This is a genomic window from Streptomyces sp. NPDC037273, assembly GCF_055603625.1.
In genome coordinates this window covers 116,822-139,136 of the sequence record NZ_JBVJVO010000006.1, presented here as the reverse complement: position 1 = coordinate 139,136, position 22,315 = coordinate 116,822, and the positions used below count along the sequence as shown (strand labels likewise).

Below are 22,315 nucleotides of genomic sequence, written 5' to 3'. Positions count from 1 at the left end.
AGAGGAGAGGGGGGGTGGCGAGATGTGGTGGGTAAGGGGGAGAGGGGGGAAACAGGGGTGTCGCCCCCCCCCCCCCCCCCCCCCCCGCAACCCCCCCCCCCCCCCCCCCCCCCCCCCGCGGCGCGGCGGCCCCAGGCCGCCGCTGGCTCCATGTCTCCGCCACCGCCCGCGACGGCCCCCGCCCGCTCGCGCCGCAAAGCCCGAGGAGCGGGCAGTCGGAACCGTGAAGAACCCTGACGCCCGCCCCACGGCGAGCACGGCCGACAGAAGTAGGGCGCAGGCCAAGTCCGCACCGGTCACTGCGGATTGCCGTTCAACCAGCTGCGGCTGGGGCGGCCGGCCTCCACGGCTTTACCCACCTGTTCGGGCCGGGGCCCGCGTCGGGCAAGTCCAGGGGGCCACTCGTTCAAATTCCGGGCAGGGGCAAAGCCTGCCCGAGTTGCCGGGCCAGCGTACGGCCCCCTGAACATGCCCGACCCCAACCCGAACAGGACACCGGCCAAAGCCGCTCCGGCCGACCGCGTGGAAACCCGTGCCTGCATGAGCGAACAGCTAGAGCGTGGGCGGTGGTTGGCGTGTGAAGACTCCGACACTCAGGGCGGGCGCCGGGGCACGGGGACGGGTGCGTGCGGGAGCCCGGAACTATCCGCAGGGACCGGAGAAGGCGCGCTGCCTTCCGGACGCTTCCGCGACCCACGTTCGCCAAACGTGGCGCGTGTTCGGCACCTCGGGGCGATCGAGAAGCCAGAGGACGTAGCCGGCGTGAAGGCGTGCCCATGGGTTGTCCGAGGCGGCGGCCGTATCAAGCCTGTGGCGGAGATCCTCACCGTCGACTGCTCGTGCGACGCGAACATACTCGCGGTCCTTGCAGCGGTAGGCCCGCTGGACGACGATCTCGACGAGGTCGATGAGCTTCGCCCTGGTCGGCTGATCGTGGTCGGCGACGCCCATGCGGCGGATGAGCGACTGTTTCGTGCCCCACGCCTTTGCATGCTCGGTCCACTCGCGGGGGAACCGCGCCTCCCACTCCAGGAAGAGAAGCGCATAGGGCAAACGCGGCCCGCGGGCGCCCTCGCCCACCCACAGTCCTTCGGGCAGGGTATGGCTGCACATGTCTGCGTACACCTCGCGCGCCCGCTTGAAGGCCGGCTCCTGATACTGCTCCTCCGGCCCCAGTGGCCTCGTGAGGTGCCACAACTCGTTCCACCGGTCGAGAGCGGCCCAGGCATTCCTCCGGGCCCCATCCAGATGCGCGAGGGCTGCCTCTCGCTCAGCGGGATCGTCGGCTATGAGGCTGAACGCCCAGCCCAATCGTGCGCGCCAGGCATCGGCCTCGTCGTCGCTCGACCCTGCCCCCGCCGCCCCGTTCGTCATGCCGGAGATCATCCCTCAGGCCGCGACGACGTACATCACGCACGCCTGCAACGCACGCATCAATGGTGACAAGGCGCGGTGATGTGGGGGACCACCCGAGAGGCACCGGACAGGTTGTGACCTCGCGGCGTCCTAGGTCCGGCGGTTACGCCGCTGCGGTGTGGGTGAAGCCGAGGGAGGTCAGTCCTTCGACCTGGCACAGCCGGTCGGAGGGGCCGTCGACCTCGGTCTGGAGGAGTTGATAGGCGGCGCCGTGGGACTGGCCCCAGTGCATCGCGGCCCGCCACAGGACGCGGCCGAGGCCCTGACCTCGGGCCTCGGGCAGGACGGCGAAGTACTGGGGCATGAGCTGGGGACGTCCGATCGCATCCGCGCGCACGTCCATGGGGCCGATCGCCCCCACGATGCGGTCCTCGACAGCGGTGGTGAGGACCGGGCCGCACCGGCCGGCCTGCATCTGGGTGTGGAGGAAGGCCAGGCCATCGCCCGCCATGGCCTCGGCGAACGGGGCGAAGGTCTCTTGCACGGCGGCCGACCAGGTGGTGACGGGGCGGACCGGGCCGTCCGGGGCGGGGCAGGGGCCGGCGGTGAAGTCCTTCAGCTGGATGCGGGTGCCGCGCGGGTGTGCGGTCTCGGGACCGAGGGGGCGTATGACCCGGGCGTTGACCAGATCGTGCGTGGAGGCGAGCTTCGCGGCCAGTTCGGCGGCCTCCTCCACGACACTGTCGCGGAGCCCGTAGGCGAAGACCTTCACGGTGCCGCGTCCGCGCCGGGTCAGCGTGGGGATGAGAGTGTGCTCGGGCTGGTGAACCACGTCCTCGCGGAGGACTCTCTCGTCCTTCTCACCACCCCAGCGCCGGTCCTTGTCATAGGGCAGGAAGTCCCCGGTGCCGGCCGCTCGCAAGACGTCCTCGAACATCCTGACGGTCAGGGCGTCGGGGTGGATGGGACCGAGAGTCGGCACGATCGGCGCAGTCAGTACCGGCCGGAGCCAGTCCCAGCGGAAGAACATGAGCGGCACCCTAGCGGTGGGACGGGCAGGGCTCAGGCCCCGACGCGAGTACGCCGGGGCCTGAACGGAGTTGACCGGATCGTGTCGGTCAGTGGGGGTTGTCGTCACCGGCATCGCAGGAGCACTCCGCGCTCTCCACGATCACGTCGAGGTCCTGGACGGCGGTGATCGACGCGGTCGCGACAGGCGGGGCGGCGCGGCGGGCCGAGGCTGGCGGGCCGGGGAGGATGGTCACCGGTACGGGCGGTGTCATGAGGCGTTCTCCTTGTCTCCGTGCTGGCAGTAGCTGTGCAGCGGCGCCTTGGCCTCCTGGTAGTGCTTGGCCAGGGGGCGACAGACCCGGCAGGTGCCGGACAGGGCGCAGCCTTCGCACCCACCGGTGCGAAGCATGAGGCGGTCGGCGATGGTGCCGAGCCGGGTGAGGCCGTCGATGCCTTCGGCCATCAGGTCGATCTGGTCGTCGCGGCCGACCTTGCAGATCGACACCTTTGCGTGGGGGTCGGCGTGGAAGAAGGTGTGTCCCGCGTTGCAGCCGGCGAACGGCTTGCGCTGCCGCAGGTGGGCAGCGGACTGGGCGAGCAGCGGCTCTCCGCCGCCATAGATCGTGGGCGTCATGTTCGTGTACGCGTGGTTCTCCACGTTCCACTCCTCGGCGAGGGCGGCCATCTCGTCGGCCTCGGAGGCGTTGTCCTCGGTCACCACGACGTTGATCCGCAGAGGAAGACCCGCCTCACGGGCGGCGTCCATGCCGCGCCGGAACGCCTTCCACGCCCCGCGGCGCTGGGTGAGCGTGTCGAAGGACCCCTCGCTCGCCCCGTACATGCTGACCACCAGGCGGTAGGGCGGGCAGTCCCGGAAGAGCTTGAGGAGGTCAGGCCGCCAGAGCAGCGAGCCGTTCGTGGAGATGGTGAGCATCATCCCGGCCTGCCAGGCGTACCGGTAGGCGCCCTGGAAGTGAGGGTCCATGGTGGGCTCGCCACCAGTGATCTGGAGCCAGAGGACGCCGGCCTCGCGCATGATGTCCAGCAGCCGCACCTTGTCCTCCCAGCCGAGGCCGGAGAAGGGGCGCTCGCCGAGGTAGCAGTGCTTGCAGCCGAAGTTGCAGCCGAGGTTGATCTCCCACGAGGCCCGGCAGTAGCCATACGGGGACGGCTCGCGCACCAGCACCGTGCCCTGCGCGGACTGGCCGCCCAGATCCAGGCCCCACACGTCGGCGGCGGTCTGCACCGCCCAGGCGGGAAGCGACTCACTGTCGGCAGCGGCCTGGCGCAGGCCCTCGAAGTGGTCGGCGGAGATTCGGGCGCCGGCCCTTGCTCCCGGCTTGAGAAGAAGGTGTCCGTCGAGGAACGGTGAGGCGATCAGAGCGTGGGCCATCGGTGGCCCTCCTTCCGGATCACGGAGCGGGACAGCACACGGGACTCCTGGCAGCCGGCGCGGCAGTGGATTTCGCCCAGCCCGTTACAGGTGCCGCAGGTCTTGCCGGACGAGTTGGCACCGCTGCCACCGCAGTCCCCGCACTGTTCATTGCGAGGCGAGCGAGGGCGTCGGGGCTTGTGCGGGCTCGCGATCAGCTGGTGCACGAGACCTCTTCCAGGACGTCTTCCCAGGTGTGCTGCTTGGCGTGGTCGGCGAACAGACAGCAGCCCTCACCGTCGGGCCCCGGGGCGGTCACCGGGCAGTCCGGCAGCACGACGAGTTCCGTCTCGTCCGGCCCGTGCCAGCGGAGCCACAGCGCGGTCCCGTACGCGGCGGCGTCGGTGAGGAGACCGAAGTGCTCACCCCCGTCGTGCGCGGACAGCTGACACTGCACCGCCCTGTCGATGTACGGGGCTGCCGACTTCTTCCGCGCTTCCCGCGCCAGGTCGAGGGGCACCCCGCGCCAGTGCACACACCGCATCACGACACCATCCGGAAGGATGCGACGGCGTTCCGGGCCTGCTGCGAGCACCGGGGGCAGACGCACGGCGGGTAGCGGCCCGGGTTCTCCGGGACCACCGGGTCCTCGCCCACGCGTACCTCCGTGCGAGGCCCCCACGTCTGGCCGGAGTCGCGGGAGATTCGCAATGTCATCCGTACGTCGTCCTGTCCGTTCGCCATGGCCAGGAGCATCGCGATCCGCGGGACCGGCCAGAAAGGCCAAGCGGATTACCCAACTTGGGTAACATCACCCTCGGTTGACCAAGTGCAGCGATCCGTAGTCCTCATGCCGGAGCGTGCCCGATGCCCGAGCCACCTCGCTCGAAGGAACTCCCGGTCAGCCTGCTTACGGACCCAGTCATGATCGAGGCATGCCAGGCCAGAGACTTCGGCCGCATCTTTCAGCTGGTCAAGGCACGAGCAGGCATCTATCCATCGATGATCGCGCGCCGCTGCGACTTGACCCCGAGCCGCGTGGGCGAGGTGATCGCCGGACGGTGGCAGTTGCTGCACATGGACGTGATCGAACGGATCTCGGATGGACTACGCATCCCCGGGCACATGCTCGGCCTTGCCCGTCGTTCCTGGGAGACGCCGCCCAGCCTGACGGTCACACCCCGCGAACCAGCCGAGGTGCCGGCCCCCAAAGCCGTCGAGCCACTGGCCGCCGGACTACCGGGGGCGGACGTCGACAGCATCCTCGCCCTGGCGGCCGAGCGGGATCTCAGCGCCTCGACGCTGGACGCGCTGCACTCGTCGATCGCGGACTACTGGCGCCGGGACGACGAGCACGGCGGCGAGACCTTGCGGCCGGCGGTCGTCGGCCAGCTCCGCTACGTCGTCGACCTCCTCAAGGAGCAGCGTCCGGCTCCTTTACGGGACGGCCTGCACAGCATCGCGGCCGAGCTGGCCCGGCTCACCGGATGGACCTACTTCGACGCCCGCCAGTACAACCAGGCACGCGCCTACTTCACCGAATCCCTCGGACTGGCCAAGGCCATCGATGACCGCCAGTTCATGGCCAACGTCCTCGCCTGCATGAGCCTCCAGGCCACCTACCAGGACAAGCCCGGCGACGCCCTCGCACTCGTCACGGCTGCCCAGGACCAGGCCAGAATGGCCGCGGGTACGACACCGCGCGTGCTGGCCATGCTCGCGATGCGCGAAGCCTTCGCCCACGCCACCCTCGGCAACCACGGCGCGACCCACACCGCGATCTCGGAAGCCCACACCCACTTCGGACGGATCAGCACCGGTGATCCGGACCCGGCCTGGGTCGCCTACTTCGACGAGCCGAAGCTGATCGTGGACACCGGTATCGCGCACGGCCGCCTGGGCGAAGCCGCCCTCGCCGAACCCCTCATCGCGGACGCCCTCCGCCGAGAACACCAGGCGAACCACCGAGGCCGCGCCTTCCACGCCTTCTGGCTCGCCCGCACCCAGCTCCAGCGCGGCAAACTCGACGAGGCGTGCCACACCGCCATGGACGCCCTGGCCCCGGCGGCGGCCGTCAGCTCACAACGAGTCGCCGGCCACCTTCGGGAGTTCTACGAGCAGCTGGAGCCCTTCCGTCGGGAACCGGCCGCGGTGGCGTTCGAGTCCCGGCTCCGGGAAGTGCTGCCCCGTCAGGTCAGCGGATTGCCTCGTTCATGAGCACATAGAGCAGCCCGACCAGAGAGCCACTGCTGACGATCTCGCGCCGGTCGATCATGCCCCGCACGTCGGCCAGCGGGATCCACTCGATCCGGTCCGACTCGTTCTTCTCAGTCGGCGGACCCTCGTACGTCGCCCCGTCGGCCCGGAAGACATGGTGCTGGGAGTCGGTGATGCCGTTGGCTGGCTCTGCGTAGATAAGCGGCTTGATGGGACCGGGCCGCCAGCCGGTCTCCTCCAATACCTCACGGGCCGCCGCATCGGCCGGCGTCTCACCCTCCTCGACCAGACCCATGGGCAGCTCCCACGCCCACGCGTCCGTGATGAAGCGATGCCGCCACATCATCAGCACCTCGCGCCGCTCGTTGACCACGGCGGCCACGGCCAGATGCCGCAACCTGACGACGTGATGCTCCCATCGGTGCCCGTCCGGTTGCTGCACATCAACCAGGCACAAGTTCACCCAGGGGTTCGTGTAGATCTGCCGCTCGCCATGTGTCTTCCACTCCATAGCGTCGTACCTCTCTCGCGTGGTGCGGCCAGCATCTCAGACTGCAACACAGAGGGGGACTCGTTGCGCCATCATTGAGTGCGCGGCACGTGCTGCTCGACGAGGCTTGAGAAACTCAAAGCAGCTCTGTCCGGCGAGATTCTTTTCTGCGAAGAGCATACCCAATAGAGGAGGGGGAGATGGTCAAGCTAGTGGAAGTCGACGTCCGAGGAATGCTTGGACGATTCGATCACCGGGTCGAGTTTCCTGCCGATCAAGAATTTGTGATCCTTTATGGGCCTAATGGGATCGGTAAAACAAAGCTGCTTGAGTTGATTTTCTCCACCTTTAAGGCGAAGTTCATTGAGGTGGATTCCATCCCCTTTAGGTCGGCAGAGTTTACTTTCTCCGACGGGGCGAGGCTGACTTTGGCGCGACTGGGCCAGCAGTCTCTTCTCGATGATGGTGAATCCTTGGACCTTCAGGTCTCCTTGGAAACCGCCGATGGAGGTAAGACTCATTGGAAGAAGAGTGACGGTGAACGTCCTACGGGTTCCGTGGGGAGGATGCTCCGGACCGTTGAGATGCGTGCTCCCGTTTCCCGTATTTCTGTTGATGAATGGCACGACCTTGAGCAGGATGACATCCTGAGTGGGAATGAGGTGATCGAGAGGTATGCAAGCCTATTCCCTGAGCACCCGTTCAGGCTTCCTGAGAAGATCACTGACTTCCTTGGGGGTGTAGGTGTTCATCTGATTGAAACGCAGCGACTCCTTCGCGAGGGGGCAGTCAGAGGTAGGTCGGGTAGACCTGCTAGGCAGACTCGAAATACTGTAGAGGTGTTCTCTGAACATTATGCAGAGCTGCTTGCAGAGACCTTGGCGCAGAACTCTCGGATCTCGCAAGAGAGGGACCGAATGTTCCCGCGCAAGCTGCTTGATGCCGGGACTGCCCCCAAACAGGCGACAGAGAGTTCTATTAGGGCGAGGTACGCAGAGCAGAATCGACTGCGGGCACGGCTTGCCGATATTTCAATTTTGGACCAGACGTCTACTGACCTCCCCCTTCCTCGTCGAGAACTGACGGACTGGGAGAGGCTGGTTCTTTGGACGTACCTAGATGACTCTGATGTGAAGCTGAAGGGATTTCAGGACCTTCTTACCAGAGTCGAACTGTTTCGAGACATCGTAAAGTCGCGCTTCCAATTCAAGCAGCTTCACCTAGGGAGGGACGGGTTTCAGCTGACGGGAGATCTAGGGAATTCCCTTCCCGTGACCAGCCTCTCGTCCGGTGAGCAGCATGAGCTTGTTCTGGCATACGACCTACTGTTCAACGTGAAGTCCGGTTCTTTGGTTTTGATCGATGAACCCGAGATTTCTCTGCATGTTGCTTGGCAGCAGGAATTTATGAACGACATCGCCAGGATTGCGGGCGCTGCCAGTCTCAGGTTCATGGTCGCTACCCACTCGCCTCAGATCATCCATAAGTGGTGGTCTAGGGCCCAATCTCTTGCACCGGGGATGGGGGGTGCTGAGTGAAGAATCTGCTGACTGGGTCAGATGTATTCAATCACATGGCCATGCTTCGGTCGGGAACGGGTAAAGCCTATATTTTCGTTGAAGGTGGAGACGATTGCGGCCTGATCGATTCCCATCTCGATAGACCCAACTGCGATACGGTTCCCAGTGGAGGAAAGGTTGCGGTTGCTGAGGCTATTGGGATCGCGGAATCTCAAGGGTTGAGTGGCGTGGCGGCGGTTTTGGATCGTGACTGGGTGGGGATCCTGCAACCGGAGACCTCCACTGGGCGCGTCTTCTATACGGACTTCTATGACATCGATTCCCTGGCTTTCTCGCGAACTCGGAATGTGGATGGCTTCATTTCGAATTTCGCGCGCAAGGAGTTGGTTTCGCAGCTCGCGGCCAGTCTCTCCGGTGTGTCGATCTGGGATGTCGTGACTCGGATAGCATTTCCTGTCGGCGTCCTTAGGTTCCTTTCTGAGGAGAATTCTTGGGGCCTGCATCTGCGCGACTTCCCGGTGCATGAGGTGCTGGATGGTGAATTCACCGGGGTTGATTCAGATGCCCTGATACGCGAAGTGCTGGGTCGGTCAAAGAAAGCGAAAGTATCTTCCGAAGAGTTGAAGGTGCGGCTCGGTGAAGAGATCCTCCGCATCTCTGATCGGTATAGGTACTGCTCTGGCCATGATCTTATGGCAGCTCTCGCTGCGTTGGTGCGCCATCGACTCGGAAGCCAAGTGAGTGCGAAGGTGGCCGGAGCTACAATCAGGGCGGCGTTTAGTTGTGGCGATGCACGCCAATCGAATCTCTTTTCTTCTCTTGATCGTTGGGGGCGTGAAGAAGGAATTTCGGTTCTCACTTGCGAAAAGTCTTCAAGCCTATGAGTGAAGTGAGCAACGAGGCCGTGGGCGCAGCCAGCGTTGAGCGATTCCGCTCCGTGCGTGACCTTTCCACGCGAAGCTACGCACGGTGGACCTAAACGTGCTTGCCAAGGCCAGATGTTGCCTGAACCAGCCTGCATTGAAGGCCCGTTGGGCTGTACTGTGAGAGGCCGGTGACGCTGGGTACGGAGGAGAAATAGTGTCGCAACCGAGCGCCCGCAACAGGGCCATCAACCCGAGCGCGTACAACGCACTTGCTGACGCTCTGACGGTCATCTTCTGGAACAAGCCGCCTTACGAGCGCTACCTGCGCGGCATGCTGCGGGATCACAGTGAGTTGCTGGCTCGATTGGACTTCGGTGCGACCAAGCGTGAGACCTCCGGCCTCTTGGTTGATCTGCTGCGTGCCAACGAAGCCCGGTACCGCGACCTGGCCGTCCACATCATGTTGGACATCGCCGAGATGAAGCGGTTTCCCAACCTGGAGCAGCAGGTGGACCGGGACGAGATGGTGCCGAGAGCCGAAGCCGCCGTGTCTGTTCTGCGCGAGTGGACGGAGAGGCAGCGAGAGGCGATCCGGGAGCGAGAGGAGCATGAGGCTGCCATCGCGGAGGACGTAAAGAAGTCGCAGCAGGCGAGGCTTTTCAACGAGGACCATGAAGCTCTTAAGTACCGCTTCTTTGCGATGCACGGAGCCTCCGATCCGCACAGGAGAGGGACAGAATTTGAGGGCTTCATAAACGATCTGTTCGGGCTGTACGATTTTGAGCCGCGGGCGTCGTACACCCTGGCGTACGAGCAGATCGACGGCGCGTTCCTCTTCGACACCGACCACTACGTGCTTGAGGCAAAGTGGTGGAAAGAGGCCATTGGGCGCAGAGAGTTGGACGTATTCAAGGCCAACATCGAGCGCAAGGGCAAGAACACGCTCGGTATGTACGTCAGCATGAGCGGATTCACTGCGGACGCGCTGGCTGTGTACAGCTTCGGCACCCCGTTCATCACGATGGACGGGAGCGACTTCATGGCAGTGCTAGAGCAGCGCATCCGTCTGGATGACCTGATTCGCCGGAAGAAGCGGCATGCGAGTGAGACGGGGCATTGTTTCCTTCCCGTCTCAAAGATCTTCTCGGATGGCGACTAGGGGCGGCGCTGGCGATCTCGGCGGTTACGCCACCATCGGCGGATGCGGGCGGCCGGCCTTCGCCACGCGTCGAAGAGTTCGTCTACCTCGCGGCCGAGCTTTGTGCCGAAGCCGAGGGTCAAGCTGAGCAGGCCAAACACCGCCAGGGTTCCGAGAGTTAGCTCGTTCAACGTCTCGTCCTTCTAACAAAGGCCGGACGGAACGGGCGTGCTCAGTCCGGCCACCAACAGGTGACGAACTGAGATCACGCCGGCGCAGCGACTCAGGGTGGTGCACCCGGATGCAGAACCGGGGTCTTCCCTTACATGTGGGTTCACAGGCCCGTGGGTGCTCTCCCACAGAAGAGGCGCGGCAAACTCCTGAGCCGTCACCGGACAACTCAGAGTGGGCCCAACTGGGGCCCCACCTCCAACACCCTCGCGGGTGCCCACTGCCACCGGGCTGCCGCCCGGCAGTTAGCACTCTAGCGCCAACCTGCGCTTCGCAACGGCGAGTCATGTATTTGGGGGTGTGCGGCGTGACGGCAGCGGTGACGGCAACGACGGCACACGGCCGCGGGTGACCACTACCGCGAGCAGCCAAGGCTGGAGGCTCTTGGGGCCTCCCCTTGTGCGTTGCCCGATCCTACGGATCAGAAGGTTGCAGGTTCGAATCCTGCCGAGTGCACATAGGTGAGAGGCCCCGGACGAGAGTCCGGGGCCTCTTGCGTTGTCGGGGGCTTGGGGAGGGGGTTCGGCGGGGGCGCTCCTGGGGGGGGAGCGCCCGGGCCGGGGTGGGGGTCAGGCGGTGGTGGGGGTGGGGAGGGGGGTGGGGAGGGTGTGGCGGCGGCGGGTGGGGAGGCCCATGGTGGGGTTGGCTACGCCCCAGGCGGCCATCTTGCAGATGAGTTCCTTGTAGCGGGCGGCGAGGCGGCCGGTGAGGGCGGCGTCGCGGGCGCGGTCGTCGGGGGTGACGTACTGGATGAGGCCCTGGCTGCGGCCCAGGGAGATGCACTGGTTGAAGTACTTGGGCGCGGTCTTGGGGAGCTTGCCGCCGGTGAGGAGGGCGGCGATGGTGTCGGCGGCCTGCCAGGCCATGGGGACGCCCGAGGCGCAGGACATGCGGAGCGGCTTGTCGCCGGGGCCGATGGCCTGGGCGGCGTCGCCGACGGCGTACACGTCGGGGTGGGAGACCGAGCGCATGGCCGAGTCGACGATGATCTGGCCGGTCTCGGTGACGTCGAGGGTGGTGGCGGCGGCGATCGGGTGGACGGCGAAGCCGGTGGTCCAGATGGTGACCGCGGCGGGGACGTGGCCGTCGGTGGTGGTGACCCGGTCGGCCTCGACGCCGGTGACGGAGCTGTGCTCGTGGGCGGTGATGCCGAGGTCGGCGAAGACCTTGCGGACGTGCGCGCGGCCCTTCGGCGAGAGCCAGTCGCCGAGTTCGCCGCGGGCGGCGAGGGCGACGTCGAGGTCGGGGCGGGCCTCGGCGATCTCGGTCGCGGCCTCGAGGCCGGTGAGCCCGCCGCCGACGACGACCACGGACTGTCCGGCCCGCAGGGCGGCCAGGCGCTCGCGCAGCCGGAGCGCGCCGGGGCGGCTGGAGACCTCGTGGGCGTGCTCGGTGGTGCCGGGGACGCCCTGGGTGTTCCAGCCGCTGCCGAGGGCGTAGACGAGGGTGTCGTACTCCAGCTCCTCGGCGCCGGCCGCGGCGGTGACGGCGACCGTCTTGCGCTCGACGTCGACGGAGGTGACGGTCGCGAGCTTCAGTTCGACGCCGGTGTCCGCGAACATCTCGCTGAACGGCCGGTGGGGGAGCTCCTGGCCGACGGCCAGCTGGTGCAGCCGGACGCGCTCGACGAAGTCGGCCTCCGGGTTGACCAGGGTGATGGCGACGTCCTCGCGGTGCAGCTGCTTGGCGAGGCGTCCGGCTGCGACGGCTCCGGTGTATCCGGCTCCGAGGACGATGATGCGGTGCTGCTGCATGTGCCTGCTCCTGTCTCGCTCGCGGTTTCGGTACTTGAACCGGGCAGCCCGTCGATTCCTGACAGGTGAGGAGTGTGAAGCAGGTCACATCGACGTCAGAGGTGCGCGAGGGGCGTCAGAAGGCGGCTTCCAGGAGGGGAGCGCCGTGCTCGGAGGCCGCCCAGAGCCGCGTCGCGCGGTCGAGCTTGTCGGGGTTGACCTGGTTGCGGAAGGCGGTGATGCCGTCGGCGGTGACCTCAAGGCACATGATGCCGACGACCCGGCCGTCGAGGACGGCGACGAGGGCGGGGGCGCCGTTGGCGACCGTCGCGTAGACGTCGGGGGAGCCGCCGATGACGTTGCGCTTGGCGATGCCGGGCTTGAAGAAGCCCCGCATGAAGGTGGCGACGGCGATCGCGCCCTCGAACGCCTTCGTGCGGGCGGGGACCTTGCCGCCGCCGTCGCCGATCGCGATGGCGTCGGCGGTGAGGAGCCGTACGAGGGGTTCGGTGTGGCCGGTGGTGGCGGCGGCGAGGAACTCCTCGACGATCCGGCGGGCGTCGGCGTCGCTGATCTCGGTGCGGGCCTTGCCGGCGGCGACGTGCTTCTTGGCGCGGTGGAAGATCTGTTGGCAGGAGGTCTCGGTGATATCGAGGATCTCGGCGATCTCCCGGTGCGGGTAGTCGAAGGCCTCGCGCAGCACGTACACCGCGCGCTCGTTGGGGGAGAGGCGCTCCATCAGGGTGAGCACGGCGTACGACACCGATTCGCGCTGTTCGGCGGTGTCGGCGGGGCCGAGCATCGGGTCGCCGGGGAGCAGCGGCTCGGGCAGCCATTCGCCGACGTAGGTCTCGCGGCGGGCGCGGGCCGAGGTGAGCTGGTTGAGGCACAGGTTGGTGAGGACCTTCGTCAGCCAGGCCTCGGGGACCTCGACGCGGTCGGTGTCGGCGGCCTGCCAGCGGAGGTAGGTGTCCTGTACGGCGTCCTCGGCTTCGCCGGAGGAGCCGAGGAGGCGGTAGGCGATGGCTTCGAGGCGGGGCCTGAAGGCCTCGAACCGGTCGACGTCGTTCGTGGTCAGAGGCATGCTCCGGATTTTAGTCGGCGGGTCCCGTCCGGCAAGGGAAACCCTTTTGGGTGAACCTGTCTGATTTGCATGTCAGTTGAATATGCCTTCGGCCTAGCTTGCGAGGCGGAGGTGATGATCGGTGGACGCGATCGACATCGATGACTTCGTGCGGGTGGCCGCCGGGACCCGGCTGCGGCGGCTGACCGCGCCGGACGGCTCGTACTGGTTCCCCGTCGCGGACGTGGCGAAGCGGCTGGGGTACGGCGGGTCGCGGGAGGCGCTGCGGGGGGCGGCGCTGCCGGCGGGGTGCCTGGCTTCCGCGCGTGAACTGGCCGCCGACCCCGGGATACTCGCCCGGTCCGGCATCCGCGCCTCCGCGCGGATGGTGAGCCTCCAGGGGCTCGTCCAGCTCGTCGGCGGCTGCCGCAGACCCGAGGCCGGGCCGTTCCGGGCCTGGACGGCCGAGGTGGTCGCCGCGGTGCAGCGCGACGGGGGCTACCGGCTCGAACCCGCCCCGGTGGACGCCGGGTTCCTGCTCCCGCCGGACCTCGTCGACGTCCTCGTACGGCTGGAGGGCAGGTTCGACGAGCGGTCGGCCGCCTGTGTCGAGTACGCCGAGTACGCGGAGTTGCTGCGGGAGGCCCGGTGCGGCCTCACCAGGGTCGCCGAGTCCCTGCAGCGGCTCGCGGTACCGCGCCAGCGCGGCGCGGACGCGGCCGGCGAGCGGGGGGTGGAGGCCGTGGGTTCCGGTGGTGGGCGGGGGGTGGAGGCCGTGGGGTCCGGTGGCGGGCTCACCGCGCAGGAGCTCGTCGAGTCGTGGGCAGTCACGGGGGACGTGTGGACCGTCGCGAGCTGGCTGGCGCCGGCGCTCGTGCGGGGCGGGGTCCGGTGCAGGGCCCAGGACGTGACGCGGAGCACCGGGCTGTCCGGGGAGCGGGTGCGGGAGTGTGTGCGGTTCCTGATCGAGCGGGGCCGCCTGCGGGAGGTCGGGGGGCCCGACCCGGACGGGGCCCGGATCTACGTCCTGCCCTGAGCCGGTGCACAGGAGTGCTCAGGAGTGCTCAGAGTGCTCAGGAGTGTTCCGGTGGCAGGGGGGGCGTGGCGGAGACTGGAGGCCGGACGGCGGGGGAGTGCGAGGAGGCGCGGGCGTGGAGTGGCGGTGTCGGGGGCTCGGCTGGGCCGGTGGGGCACCCGGGTTGCGGTGGCGGGGCGGGAAGGTCAGCGCGCTGGGGTACGGGCAGGAGCTCGCGTTCCGGGCCGTCGGCGTCCGGCGGTGTGCGGGCGCCCGGGGCAACCCCTGCCCGCTGGAGGCCACGGTGCCCGGGAGGGCCACCGGGGGGCGGTGCCCGGAGTGCGCGCGGCTGGACCGGGCCCATTCGGTGGCCGCGGACACGATCGCCGACGACCCGCAGCCGTACCGCGTCTACCTGGCCTGGTTCGGGCCCGGGATGACGAAGGTCGGCATCACGGCGGAGGCCAGGGGTGAGGCCCGGCTCCTGGAACAGGGGGCCGTCACGTTCAGCTGGCTCGGGCGCGGCCCGCTGATGGCCGCGCGGCGCACCGAGGAGGTGCTGAGGCAGGCGCTGGGTGTGCCGGACCGGATCGCGTACGAGCGGAAGCGCGGTGTGCGGCACGCCCTCCCGCCGGCGGGTGAACGCGCCCGCGAGGTCGGGGAACTGCACCGGCTCGCCGGGGCGGTCGGCGGCTGGACGGAGACGCTCGAGCCGCTGGGGTTCGAGCCGCGGGACCACGCCGGCGCGTTCCACCTCGACGGGCTGCCGCCGCTGGACGGCACGGTCACCGAACTCGTCGACGGCGGGGTCGTCACCGGCCGGCTGCTCGCCGCCGCCGGGCCCGACCTGCACCTTCTGGACCCCGCCGGGCGCTGCCTCGCGCTCGACACCCGGGTGATGGGGGGCTGGGTGCTGCAGGGGGCCGGGGAGGGGGCGGCCTTCTCGGTGCCGGTGGCGCCCGTGGCGGCGGTGGCGGATCCGAGTGCGCAGGGGGAGCTGTTCTGAGGGGTGCGGGAGGCGAGTTGTTCTGAGGGGCGCGGGAGCCCGGGGGCTGTTCGTAAAGTCTTGGATCCCTTTGGCCTGGGCCCGTGGACATCCCCGGTCGCCCCCGGCGAGGGTGATCACATGACTCCGAAGCTGGTGGCGGGCCTGGAACCGCCTTACTACACCGCTGTGTTCACCTCGATCCGTCCTGACTCCCCGGAGGGGTACGCGGAGACGGCCGTCCGTATGCGGGAGCGCGTCGAGGCGATCCCGGGTTTCCTCGGGTACGAGTCCGCCAGGACCCCCGGTGGCATCGGCATCACCGTGGCCTACTTCCGTGACCTGGAGGCGCTGGACGCCTGGCGGCTCGACAGCGGACACCAGGCGGCCAAGGCGCACGGCCGTGAGCACTGGTACGACAGCTACAGCGTCCACATCGGCAAGGTCGAGCGGAGCTACGGCTTTGAGCGCGAGTGACGAAACCGGCCGGCGGCCCGACGCCCCGGCTGATGGCGAGCAGCCCGAGGCCCCGGCTGACGGCGAGCAGCCCGAGACCCCGGCCGACGACGAGCGCCACGAGATCCGCGCGCTCGTCGAGCGGCTCGGCATCCCCGGTCTCGTCGATGTGCACACGCACTTCATGCCGCAGAACGTGCTGGACAAGGTGTGGGCGTACTTCGACGCCGTGGGGCCGCTGACCGGTGTGGAGTGGCCCATCACCTATCGCGAGGAGGAGGAGCGCCGGCTGGCGATCCTGCGCGGGTTCGGGGCGGTGGCGTTCACGTCGATGCTCTACCCGCACAAGCCGGGCATGGCGGCCTGGCTGAACGCCTGGGCCGCCGACTTCGCGGCCAGGACGCCCGACTGTCTGCACACGGCGACGCTGTTTCCCGAGCCGGGCGTCGGCGGGTACGTGCACCGGGCGCTCGACGCGGGCGCCCGGGTCTTCAAGGTGCACCTCCAGGTGGGCGGCTTCGATCCCACGGTCGTCGAGCTGGACAGTTCGTGGGACGCGCTGGCCTCCAGCGGCACCCCCGTCGTCGTGCACTGCGGCTCGGGACCGACCCCGGGGGCCTTCACGGGGCCGGGCCCGATGGGACGGCTGCTCGCGCGGCACCCGAGGCTGCGGGTGATCGTCGCGCACATGGGGATGCCGGAGTACGGAGACTTCCTCGATCTGGCGGAGCGGTACGAGGGCGTCCACCTCGACACCACGATGGCCTTCACGGACTTCAGCGAGCGGCTCGCGCCCTTTCCCGAGGGCGAGCGCAAGCGGCTCCTGGACCTCGGCGACCGGATCCTGCTCGGCTCGGACTTCCCGAACATCCCGTATCCGTACGTCCACCAGCTCCATGCCCTCGAACGGCTCGGGCTCGGTGACGACTGGCTCCGGAGGGTGCTGTACGAGAACGGGGCCGCGATGTTTCACGTGAAACACCCGCTCGGCGCCACCTGACGGTCCCCACCTCTTTCTCAGGGAATTCACAGGAAAGGGAAAGAGGGATCTCAGCGGCGCCGGAGAGCGTGGTGGCCATGACCGTGACCATGCGAAGCACCAGCGCCCGCCCTGGCACCCGCGCCGACATGCTCCGTGCGGACGGCTCGGCCGTGCGCGTCCTCGTCGTCGACGACGAGGCCTCGCTCGCCGAGCTGCTCTCGATGGCCCTGCGTTACGAGGGCTGGCAGGTCCGCAGCGCGGGGGACGGGGCCGTCGCCCTGCGGGCCGTGCGCGAGTTCCGGCCCGACGCGGTGATCCTCGACATCATGCTGCCGGACGTCGACGGGCTGAGCCTGCTCGGCCGGATCAGGCGCGAGCTGCCCGACGTACCGGTGCTGTTCCTGACGGCGAAGGACGCCGTGGAGGACCGGATCGCGGGGCTCACGGCGGGCGGCGACGACTACGTCACCAAGCCGTTCAGCCTGGAGGAGGTCGTGGCCCGGCTGCGCGGACTGATCCGCAGGTCGGGAGCGGCGCAGGCGCGCAGCGAGTCGCTGCTGACCGTCGGGGACCTGACGCTCGACGAGGACAGTCACGAGGTGACCCGGGGCGGGGATTCGATCCATCTCACCGCCACCGAGTTCGAGCTGCTGCGCTACCTCATGCGCAATCCGCGCCGGGTCCTCAGCAAGGCGCAGATCCTGGACCGGGTGTGGTCGTACGACTTCGGCGGCCAGGCCAATGTCGTGGAGCTCTACATCTCCTACCTCCGCCGGAAGCTCGACGCGGGCCGGGCCCCGATGATCCACACCCGGCGCGGGGCGGGGTACCTCATCAAGCCGGGGGAGTAACCCCGTGCGCGTACGACGCGGGCGGCCGTGGTCGCTGCGGACCCGGCTCGTCGTGTCGGCGGTCGCGCTGATCGCGGTCGTCGCGGCGGTGATCGGGACGGTGACGACGATCGCGTTCCGCTCGTACCTGTACGACCAGGCCGACGAGCAGGTGCGGGGTCTGGCGGGCCGGGCGGCCGGACCGCCGGTCGTCATGTCCGCGCCCGATCCGGTACGGGACCGGGCGCCGCTCGCCTTCCTGGCCGGCCCCGGGGCCCCGATAGGGACGCTCGGCGCCGTCCTCACCGACGACGGCGTCTCGACGGCCGGGTACTCGACGGAGATCCCGGGAAGCAGCGGAACGGACGGGCCGAGGTTCCCGACGAAGGAGCTCGACGCCGCCCAGCGGGCCGTGCTCGCGACCGTCCCCCGGGACGGCGAGCCGCACACCGTCGACCTGCCCGGCCTCGGTTCCTACCGGGTCGAGTACGCGGCGGGGTCCCACGGCGCGTTCCTCACCGGCATCCCGCTCACCGAGGTCGAGGACGCCCTGTCCACCCTCGTGCTGGTCGAGCTGAGCGTCACCGGCGCCGGGCTCGTCGCGGCCTCGCTGGCCGGGACCGTGCTCGTGCGGGTGGCCCTGCGCCCGCTGCGGAGGGTGGCCATCACCGCCCGGCAGGTCGCCCGGCTGCCGCTGCACAGCGGCGAGGTGGCGCTCGACCACCGGGTCCCGGAGGCGGAGGCCGATCCGCGGACCGAGGTCGGCCAGGTCGGCGCGGCCCTCAACCGGATGCTCGACCACGTCCATTCGGCGCTCGACGCCCGGCAGCAGAGCGAGACCCGCGTCCGGCAGTTCGTCGCCGACGCCAGCCACGAACTGCGCACCCCGCTCGCCTCGATCCGGGGGTACGCGGAGCTGACCCGGCGAGGCCGGGAGGAGTGCGGGCCCGACACCCGCCACGCGCTCGGCAGGATCGAGTCCGAGGCGACCCGGATGACGGGCCTGGTGGAGGACCTGCTGCTGCTCGCCCGGCTCGACGCCGGCCGCCCCCTCTCGTACGAGACGACGGATCTGGTCCCGCTGGTCGTGGACGCGGTGAGCGATGCCCGCGCGGCCGGTCCCGAGCACCACTGGCGCCTGGAGCTGCCCGCGGAGCTCGCGGCCGTACGGGCCGACGGCGCCCGGCTCCAGCAGGTCCTGGTCAATCTCCTCGCCAACGCCCGCACCCACACCCCGCCCGGCACGAAGGTGACCGCACGCGTGCGGACGGAGGGCGCGCAGGTGCTCGTCGACGTCGAGGACGACGGCCCCGGCATCCCGCCGGAGCTCCTGCCGGTGGTCTTCGAGCGCTTCGCGCGGGGTGACGCCTCCCGTTCCCGGCACGCCGGATCGACCGGCCTCGGGCTCGCGATCGTGCGCGCGGTCGTCCTCGCGCACGGCGGCGAGGCGGGCGTCCGGAGCGTCCCGGGGCGGACCGTGTTCACGGTCGGGCTGCCGGTCGCCGAGGACCCACAGGTGGGGCACAGGCTCATCACACAGCCGTGACAGCGGCCGCGGCGAGTGTCGTGGCATGCGAACCCCAACGATCGCGGACCCCGCGTCCGGGACTCCCGGCGCCCTTCCCGCCCGGGAACACCTGCCGGTGAGCGTCGCCGGAAGGCCCGTCCTGGACGTGGTGATCCCCGTCTACAACGAGGAGAAGGACCTGGAGCCGTGCGTCCGCCGGCTCCACGCGCACCTTCTCAGGACCTTCCCGTACGGCTTCCGCATCACGGTCGCCGACAACGCCTCCACGGACTCGACGCCCGAGGTCGCCGCCGCCCTCGCCGCCGAGGTGCCCGAGGTGCGGTCCGTGCGCCTGGAGCAGAAGGGGCGCGGGCGGGCGCTGCGGACGGTGTGGTCGGACTCGGACGCGCCCGTCCTCGCGTACATGGACGTCGACCTGTCCACCGACCTGAACGCGCTGCTCCCGCTGGTCGCGCCGCTCATCTCCGGCCACTCGGACCTGGCGATCGGCTCCCGGCTCGCCCGCTCCTCGCGGGTGGTGCGCGGGCCGAAGCGCGAGTTCATCTCGCGGGCGTACAACCTGATCCTGCGCGGCTCGCTCGCCGCCCGGTTCTCCGACGCGCAGTGCGGCTTCAAGGCGATACGGAGGGAGGTCGCCGAGCGGCTCCTGCCGATGGTGGAGGACACCGGCTGGTTCTTCGACACCGAGATGCTGGTCCTCGCCGAGCGGGCCGGGCTGCGCATCCACGAGGTGCCGGTCGACTGGGTCGACGACCCCGACTCCACCGTGCACATCGTGCGGACGGCGACCGACGACCTGAAGGGCGTCCTGCGGGTCGGGCGGGCGCTCGCGACCGGTTCGCTGCCGCTCGACCGCCTTGCCAGGCCGTTCGGCGACGACCCCAGGGACCGGGACCTCAGCGGTGTGCCGGGCGGACTCGCCCGCCAGCTGGTCGGCTTCTGCGTGGTCGGCGTGCTGTCCACGCTCTTCTATCTGGCGCTGTACTCGGCCTTCCGGCTCGGCCTCGGCCCGCAGCTCGCCAACGCCGCCGCCCTCCTCGTCTCGGCCGTCGCCAACACGGCGGCCAACCGGCGCCTCACCTTCGGCGTACGGGGCCGGGACCGGGCGGTACGCCACCAGGCGCAGGGGCTCGTGGTCTTCGCCATCGGCCTCGCCCTGACCAGCGGGTCGCTCGCGGCGCTCGGCGCGGCGACCGGCGATCCGGCGCACTCCACCGAGCTCGCCGTCCTGATCGTCGCCAACCTCGCCGCGACCGTCCTGCGCTTCCTCCTCTTCCGCCTCTGGGTCTTCCCGGAGCGGACCACCTCAAGGAACGAACGATGACCACCCTGTCCCCCGCCGTCCACGCGGCCCCGCGCGCCGGCCGGCTCGCCCGGTTCTGGCGCGGGCGGGCCGAGGACGCCCGCTGGGTCCGGCCCGCCTTCCTCGGACTGCTCGTCGTGACCGCCGCGCTCTACCTCTGGAACCTGAGCGCCTCCGGATACGCCAACTCCTTCTACTCGGCCGCCGTCCAGGCGGGCGGCGAGAGCTGGAAGGCCTTCTTCTTCGGCTCCCTCGACGCGTCCAACGCCATCACGGTCGACAAGCCTCCGGCCGCGCTCTGGCCGATGGCGCTCTCCGTCCGGCTCTTCGGCCTCGGCTCCTGGCAGATCCTGGTGCCCGAGGTCCTGATGGGCGTCGGCACGGTCGCCGTGCTCTACGCGGCCGTACGGCGCAGGTTCGGCGCGGGCGCGGGCCTGATCGCGGGCGCGGTCCTCGCGCTGACCCCGGTCGCCGCGCTGATGTTCCGCTTCAACAACCCGGACGCGCTGCTCGCGCTCCTCATGACGGTCGCCGTGTACTGCGTGCTGCGCACCCTGGAGCTCGACGAGGGCGCGGCGAAGTGGCTGGTGTGGGCGGGCGTCGCGCTCGGCTTCGCGTTCCTCGCGAAGACCCTCCAGGCCTTCCTGATCCTGCCGGCGCTCGCGCTCGTGTACGTGGTGTGCGCGCCCGGCGGCCTCGGGCGGCGCTTCGGCCGGCTGGCCCTGGGCGGGCTCGCGATGCTCGTCTCGGCGGGCTGGTGGGTGGCCCTGGTCGAGCTGTGGCCGGCGTCCTCGCGTCCGTACGTCGGAGGCTCCCAGAACAACAGCTTCCTTGAACTGACCTTCGGCTACAACGGCCTGGGCCGCCTCAACGGCGACGAGGTCGGCAGCGTAGGCGGCGGGGCCCGGGGCGGCTTCGGCGGCACGGCCGAGAACCTGCCGGCCGGCGTGGAGCTGCCCGGCCGCCCCGGCGGCGGTGGCGGCGGTGGCGGTGGCTGGGGCGAGACCGGCATCGGGCGGATGTTCAACGACGCGGTGGGCGGTCAGATCTCCTGGCTGCTGCCGGCCGCGCTGATCCTGCTCGTCGCGGGTCTCGTCGTCACCTCGCGGGCGCCCCGGACGGACACCGCACGCTCGGCGTTCCTGGTGTGGGGCGGCTCGCTCCTGATCACCCTCACCGTCTTCAGCTTCATGGCCGGCATCTTCCACGAGTACTACACGGTGGCCCTGGCCCCGTACCTCGCGGCGCTGATCGGCATGGGCGCGGCCGTCCTCTGGGAGGAACGCACCCGCCCGCCCGCCTCCGCGACCCTCGCCGTGACCGTCGCGGTGACCTCCTGGTGGGCATGGACCCTGCTCGGCCGTACGCCCGACTGGCTGCCGTGGCTGCGCTGGACGGTCCTGGTCGCGGGCGCGCTCGCGGCCGTCGGCCTGCTCTTCGCGGGCCGCGTCGACCGCCGCCTCGGCCTCGCCCTTGCGGCCCTCGGCCTCGCCGCCGGCCTCGCGGGCCCCTTCGCGTACACCCTCGCCACCCTCGACACCGGCCACCAGGGCTCGATCGTCACCGCCGGCCCCTCCGGCGGCGCCATGGGCGGCCGCGGCCCGGGCGGCGCCGGCGGCCGGATGTTCGCCGTCGGCGGCCAGACCCCACCGAACGGTCAGACCCCGCCGGGCGGTCAGACCCCACCGGGCGGCCAGACCCCGCCGGGCGGCCAGACCCCGAACGGCCAGCTGCCGGGCGGCCAGTTCCCCGGAGGCCAGGGAGGCCAAGGCGGCCAGCTGCCCAACGGCGGCCAGCTGCCCGGCAACGGCGAGCGAGGCGGCATGGGCGGCGGCATGGGCGGTCTCCTCAACGGCGCCACCGTCGGTACGGAGGCCAAGGAGGCCCTCCTCAAGGACGCCGGCTCCTACACCTGGGTCGCCGCCACCGTCGGCGCGCAGAACGCGGCCAGCTATCAGCTCGCCACGGAGAAGCCGGTCATGGCGATCGGCGGCTTCAACGGCAGCGACCCGTCCCCGACGCTCGCGCAGTTCAAGCGGTACGTCGCCGAGGGCAAGATCCACTACTTCATCGGCAGCGGCGAGGGCGGCGGCGCCCGCATGGGCGGCGGCAACTCGGAGATCTCCACCTGGGTCTCGGAGAACTTCCCGAAAACCACGATCGGCAGCGCAGCCTTCTATGACCTGACTGCACATAAGTAATCGCTATACAGCGCAAGA

Annotated in this window: 20 protein-coding genes; 12 read left to right on the top strand and 8 right to left on the bottom strand. The window is 69.4% G+C overall.

Annotated features, from left to right (window positions below; all coding sequences use genetic code 11):
* Window positions 1-642: 642 nt before the first annotated feature.
* The 5 genes from ACZ7G1_RS18140 to ACZ7G1_RS18120 all read right to left on the bottom strand — a co-directional run bounded on the left by ACZ7G1_RS18140 (window position 643) and on the right by ACZ7G1_RS18120 (window position 4,283).
* A complete protein-coding gene (locus ACZ7G1_RS18140) occupies window positions 643-1,374 on the bottom strand; it encodes a hypothetical protein (protein WP_470878160.1) in 732 nt (243 codons plus the stop codon).
* Window positions 1,375-1,519: 145 nt separating this feature from the next.
* The gene (locus ACZ7G1_RS18135) at window positions 1,520-2,386 is read right to left on the bottom strand and encodes a GNAT family N-acetyltransferase (RefSeq protein ID WP_470878159.1); all 867 of its coding nucleotides are present in this window, start codon (window positions 2,384-2,386) and stop codon (window positions 1,520-1,522) included.
* An 88-nt stretch (window positions 2,387-2,474) separates the two neighbouring features.
* Window positions 2,475-2,639 carry a hypothetical protein gene (locus ACZ7G1_RS18130; RefSeq protein ID WP_162952559.1) on the bottom strand — a complete coding sequence of 55 codons (165 nt, stop codon included), beginning with the start codon at window positions 2,637-2,639 and terminating at the stop codon, window positions 2,475-2,477.
* Window positions 2,636-3,760 (bottom strand): radical SAM protein, encoded by a 1,125-nt coding sequence (locus ACZ7G1_RS18125; protein WP_470878158.1) that lies wholly within the window; start codon window positions 3,758-3,760, stop codon window positions 2,636-2,638. The genes ACZ7G1_RS18130 and ACZ7G1_RS18125 overlap by 4 nt, the downstream gene beginning before the upstream one ends.
* A 193-nt stretch (window positions 3,761-3,953) precedes the next feature.
* Window positions 3,954-4,283, bottom strand: a complete 330-nt coding sequence (locus ACZ7G1_RS18120) for a hypothetical protein (RefSeq protein WP_470878157.1) — start codon at window positions 4,281-4,283, stop codon at window positions 3,954-3,956.
* 323 nt (window positions 4,284-4,606) lie between these two features.
* Here ACZ7G1_RS18120 and ACZ7G1_RS18115 point away from each other — a divergent pair, with 323 nt between their 5' ends.
* The gene (locus ACZ7G1_RS18115) at window positions 4,607-5,956 is read left to right on the top strand and encodes a hypothetical protein (protein ID WP_470878156.1); all 1,350 of its coding nucleotides are present in this window, start codon (window positions 4,607-4,609) and stop codon (window positions 5,954-5,956) included.
* On the opposite strand, the gene ACZ7G1_RS18110 is transcribed toward ACZ7G1_RS18115, so the two are convergent.
* Entirely contained in the window at window positions 5,934-6,467 is a 534-nt protein-coding gene (locus tag ACZ7G1_RS18110; RefSeq protein WP_470878155.1) for an NUDIX hydrolase, read from the bottom strand. The genes ACZ7G1_RS18115 and ACZ7G1_RS18110 overlap by 23 nt on opposite strands.
* 179 nt (window positions 6,468-6,646) lie before the next feature.
* On the opposite strand from ACZ7G1_RS18110, the gene ACZ7G1_RS18105 reads away from it, so the two are divergent.
* From ACZ7G1_RS18105 to ACZ7G1_RS18095, 3 genes are all read left to right on the top strand, one after another.
* Entirely contained in the window at window positions 6,647-7,984 is a 1,338-nt protein-coding gene (locus ACZ7G1_RS18105) for an AAA family ATPase (protein WP_470878154.1), read from the top strand.
* Window positions 7,981-8,850, top strand: a complete 870-nt coding sequence (locus ACZ7G1_RS18100; RefSeq protein WP_470878153.1) for a hypothetical protein — start codon at window positions 7,981-7,983, stop codon at window positions 8,848-8,850. The genes ACZ7G1_RS18105 and ACZ7G1_RS18100 overlap by 4 nt, the downstream gene beginning before the upstream one ends.
* 196 nt (window positions 8,851-9,046) lie before the next feature.
* Entirely contained in the window at window positions 9,047-9,991 is a 945-nt protein-coding gene (locus ACZ7G1_RS18095) for a restriction endonuclease (RefSeq protein WP_470878152.1), read from the top strand.
* A 779-nt stretch (window positions 9,992-10,770) separates the two neighbouring features.
* Here ACZ7G1_RS18095 and ACZ7G1_RS18090 read toward each other — a convergent pair.
* Both ACZ7G1_RS18090 and sigJ read right to left on the bottom strand, forming a co-directional pair.
* The gene (locus tag ACZ7G1_RS18090) at window positions 10,771-11,955 is read right to left on the bottom strand and encodes an NAD(P)/FAD-dependent oxidoreductase (RefSeq protein WP_470878151.1); all 1,185 of its coding nucleotides are present in this window, start codon (window positions 11,953-11,955) and stop codon (window positions 10,771-10,773) included.
* 115 nt (window positions 11,956-12,070) lie between these two features.
* A complete protein-coding gene (gene sigJ, locus ACZ7G1_RS18085; protein ID WP_470878150.1) occupies window positions 12,071-13,018 on the bottom strand; it encodes an RNA polymerase sigma factor SigJ in 948 nt (315 codons plus the stop codon).
* A gap of 121 nt (window positions 13,019-13,139) precedes the next feature.
* Between sigJ and ACZ7G1_RS18080 the strand changes: the two genes are divergently transcribed.
* The 8 genes from ACZ7G1_RS18080 to ACZ7G1_RS18045 all read left to right on the top strand — a co-directional run bounded on the left by ACZ7G1_RS18080 (window position 13,140) and on the right by ACZ7G1_RS18045 (window position 22,297).
* Entirely contained in the window at window positions 13,140-14,033 is an 894-nt protein-coding gene (locus ACZ7G1_RS18080; protein WP_470878149.1) for a BRO family protein, read from the top strand.
* A 115-nt stretch (window positions 14,034-14,148) separates the two neighbouring features.
* Entirely contained in the window at window positions 14,149-15,018 is an 870-nt protein-coding gene (locus tag ACZ7G1_RS18075; RefSeq protein WP_470878148.1) for a DUF2797 domain-containing protein, read from the top strand.
* Window positions 15,019-15,138: 120 nt separating this feature from the next.
* Window positions 15,139-15,474 (top strand): antibiotic biosynthesis monooxygenase family protein, encoded by a 336-nt coding sequence (locus tag ACZ7G1_RS18070; protein ID WP_470878147.1) that lies wholly within the window; start codon window positions 15,139-15,141, stop codon window positions 15,472-15,474.
* 103 nt (window positions 15,475-15,577) lie between these two features.
* Window positions 15,578-16,453, top strand: a complete 876-nt coding sequence (locus ACZ7G1_RS18065) for an amidohydrolase family protein (RefSeq protein WP_470878193.1) — start codon at window positions 15,578-15,580, stop codon at window positions 16,451-16,453.
* Window positions 16,454-16,542: 89 nt separating this feature from the next.
* Entirely contained in the window at window positions 16,543-17,286 is a 744-nt protein-coding gene (locus ACZ7G1_RS18060; RefSeq protein ID WP_470878192.1) for a response regulator transcription factor, read from the top strand.
* Between the two features lie 4 nt (window positions 17,287-17,290).
* Window positions 17,291-18,811, top strand: coding sequence for a sensor histidine kinase (locus ACZ7G1_RS18055; RefSeq protein WP_470878146.1), 1,521 nt, complete (start codon window positions 17,291-17,293; stop codon window positions 18,809-18,811).
* A gap of 25 nt (window positions 18,812-18,836) precedes the next feature.
* A complete protein-coding gene (locus ACZ7G1_RS18050) occupies window positions 18,837-20,117 on the top strand; it encodes a bifunctional glycosyltransferase family 2/GtrA family protein (protein WP_470878145.1) in 1,281 nt (426 codons plus the stop codon).
* Window positions 20,114-22,297: an ArnT family glycosyltransferase gene (locus tag ACZ7G1_RS18045; RefSeq protein WP_470878144.1), complete on the top strand. Its 2,184-nt coding sequence runs from the start codon at window positions 20,114-20,116 to the stop codon at window positions 22,295-22,297. Before ACZ7G1_RS18050 ends, ACZ7G1_RS18045 begins: the two co-directional genes overlap by 4 nt.
* Window positions 22,298-22,315: the final 18 nt, after the last annotated feature.

What these genes read in the sequence shown, in the direction of transcription:
- ACZ7G1_RS18140 (WP_470878160.1), bottom strand. Translation starts at nt 1,374, where the DNA reads ATGACGAACGGGGCGGCGGGGGCAGGGTCGAGCGACGACGAGGCCGAT.
- ACZ7G1_RS18135 (WP_470878159.1), bottom strand. Translation starts at nt 2,386, where the DNA reads ATGTTCTTCCGCTGGGACTGGCTCCGGCCGGTACTGACTGCGCCGATC.
- ACZ7G1_RS18130 (WP_162952559.1), bottom strand. Translation starts at nt 2,639, where the DNA reads ATGACACCGCCCGTACCGGTGACCATCCTCCCCGGCCCGCCAGCCTCG.
- ACZ7G1_RS18125 (WP_470878158.1), bottom strand. Translation starts at nt 3,760, where the DNA reads ATGGCCCACGCTCTGATCGCCTCACCGTTCCTCGACGGACACCTTCTT.
- ACZ7G1_RS18120 (WP_470878157.1), bottom strand. Translation starts at nt 4,283, where the DNA reads ATGCGGTGTGTGCACTGGCGCGGGGTGCCCCTCGACCTGGCGCGGGAA.
- ACZ7G1_RS18115 (WP_470878156.1), top strand. Translation starts at nt 4,607, where the DNA reads ATGCCCGAGCCACCTCGCTCGAAGGAACTCCCGGTCAGCCTGCTTACG.
- ACZ7G1_RS18110 (WP_470878155.1), bottom strand. Translation starts at nt 6,467, where the DNA reads ATGGAGTGGAAGACACATGGCGAGCGGCAGATCTACACGAACCCCTGG.
- ACZ7G1_RS18105 (WP_470878154.1), top strand. Translation starts at nt 6,647, where the DNA reads ATGGTCAAGCTAGTGGAAGTCGACGTCCGAGGAATGCTTGGACGATTC.
- ACZ7G1_RS18090 (WP_470878151.1), bottom strand. Translation starts at nt 11,955, where the DNA reads ATGCAGCAGCACCGCATCATCGTCCTCGGAGCCGGATACACCGGAGCC.
- sigJ (WP_470878150.1), bottom strand. Translation starts at nt 13,018, where the DNA reads ATGCCTCTGACCACGAACGACGTCGACCGGTTCGAGGCCTTCAGGCCC.
- ACZ7G1_RS18070 (WP_470878147.1), top strand. Translation starts at nt 15,139, where the DNA reads ATGACTCCGAAGCTGGTGGCGGGCCTGGAACCGCCTTACTACACCGCT.
- ACZ7G1_RS18060 (WP_470878192.1), top strand. Translation starts at nt 16,543, where the DNA reads ATGCGAAGCACCAGCGCCCGCCCTGGCACCCGCGCCGACATGCTCCGT.
- ACZ7G1_RS18050 (WP_470878145.1), top strand. Translation starts at nt 18,837, where the DNA reads ATGCGAACCCCAACGATCGCGGACCCCGCGTCCGGGACTCCCGGCGCC.
- ACZ7G1_RS18045 (WP_470878144.1), top strand. Translation starts at nt 20,114, where the DNA reads ATGACCACCCTGTCCCCCGCCGTCCACGCGGCCCCGCGCGCCGGCCGG.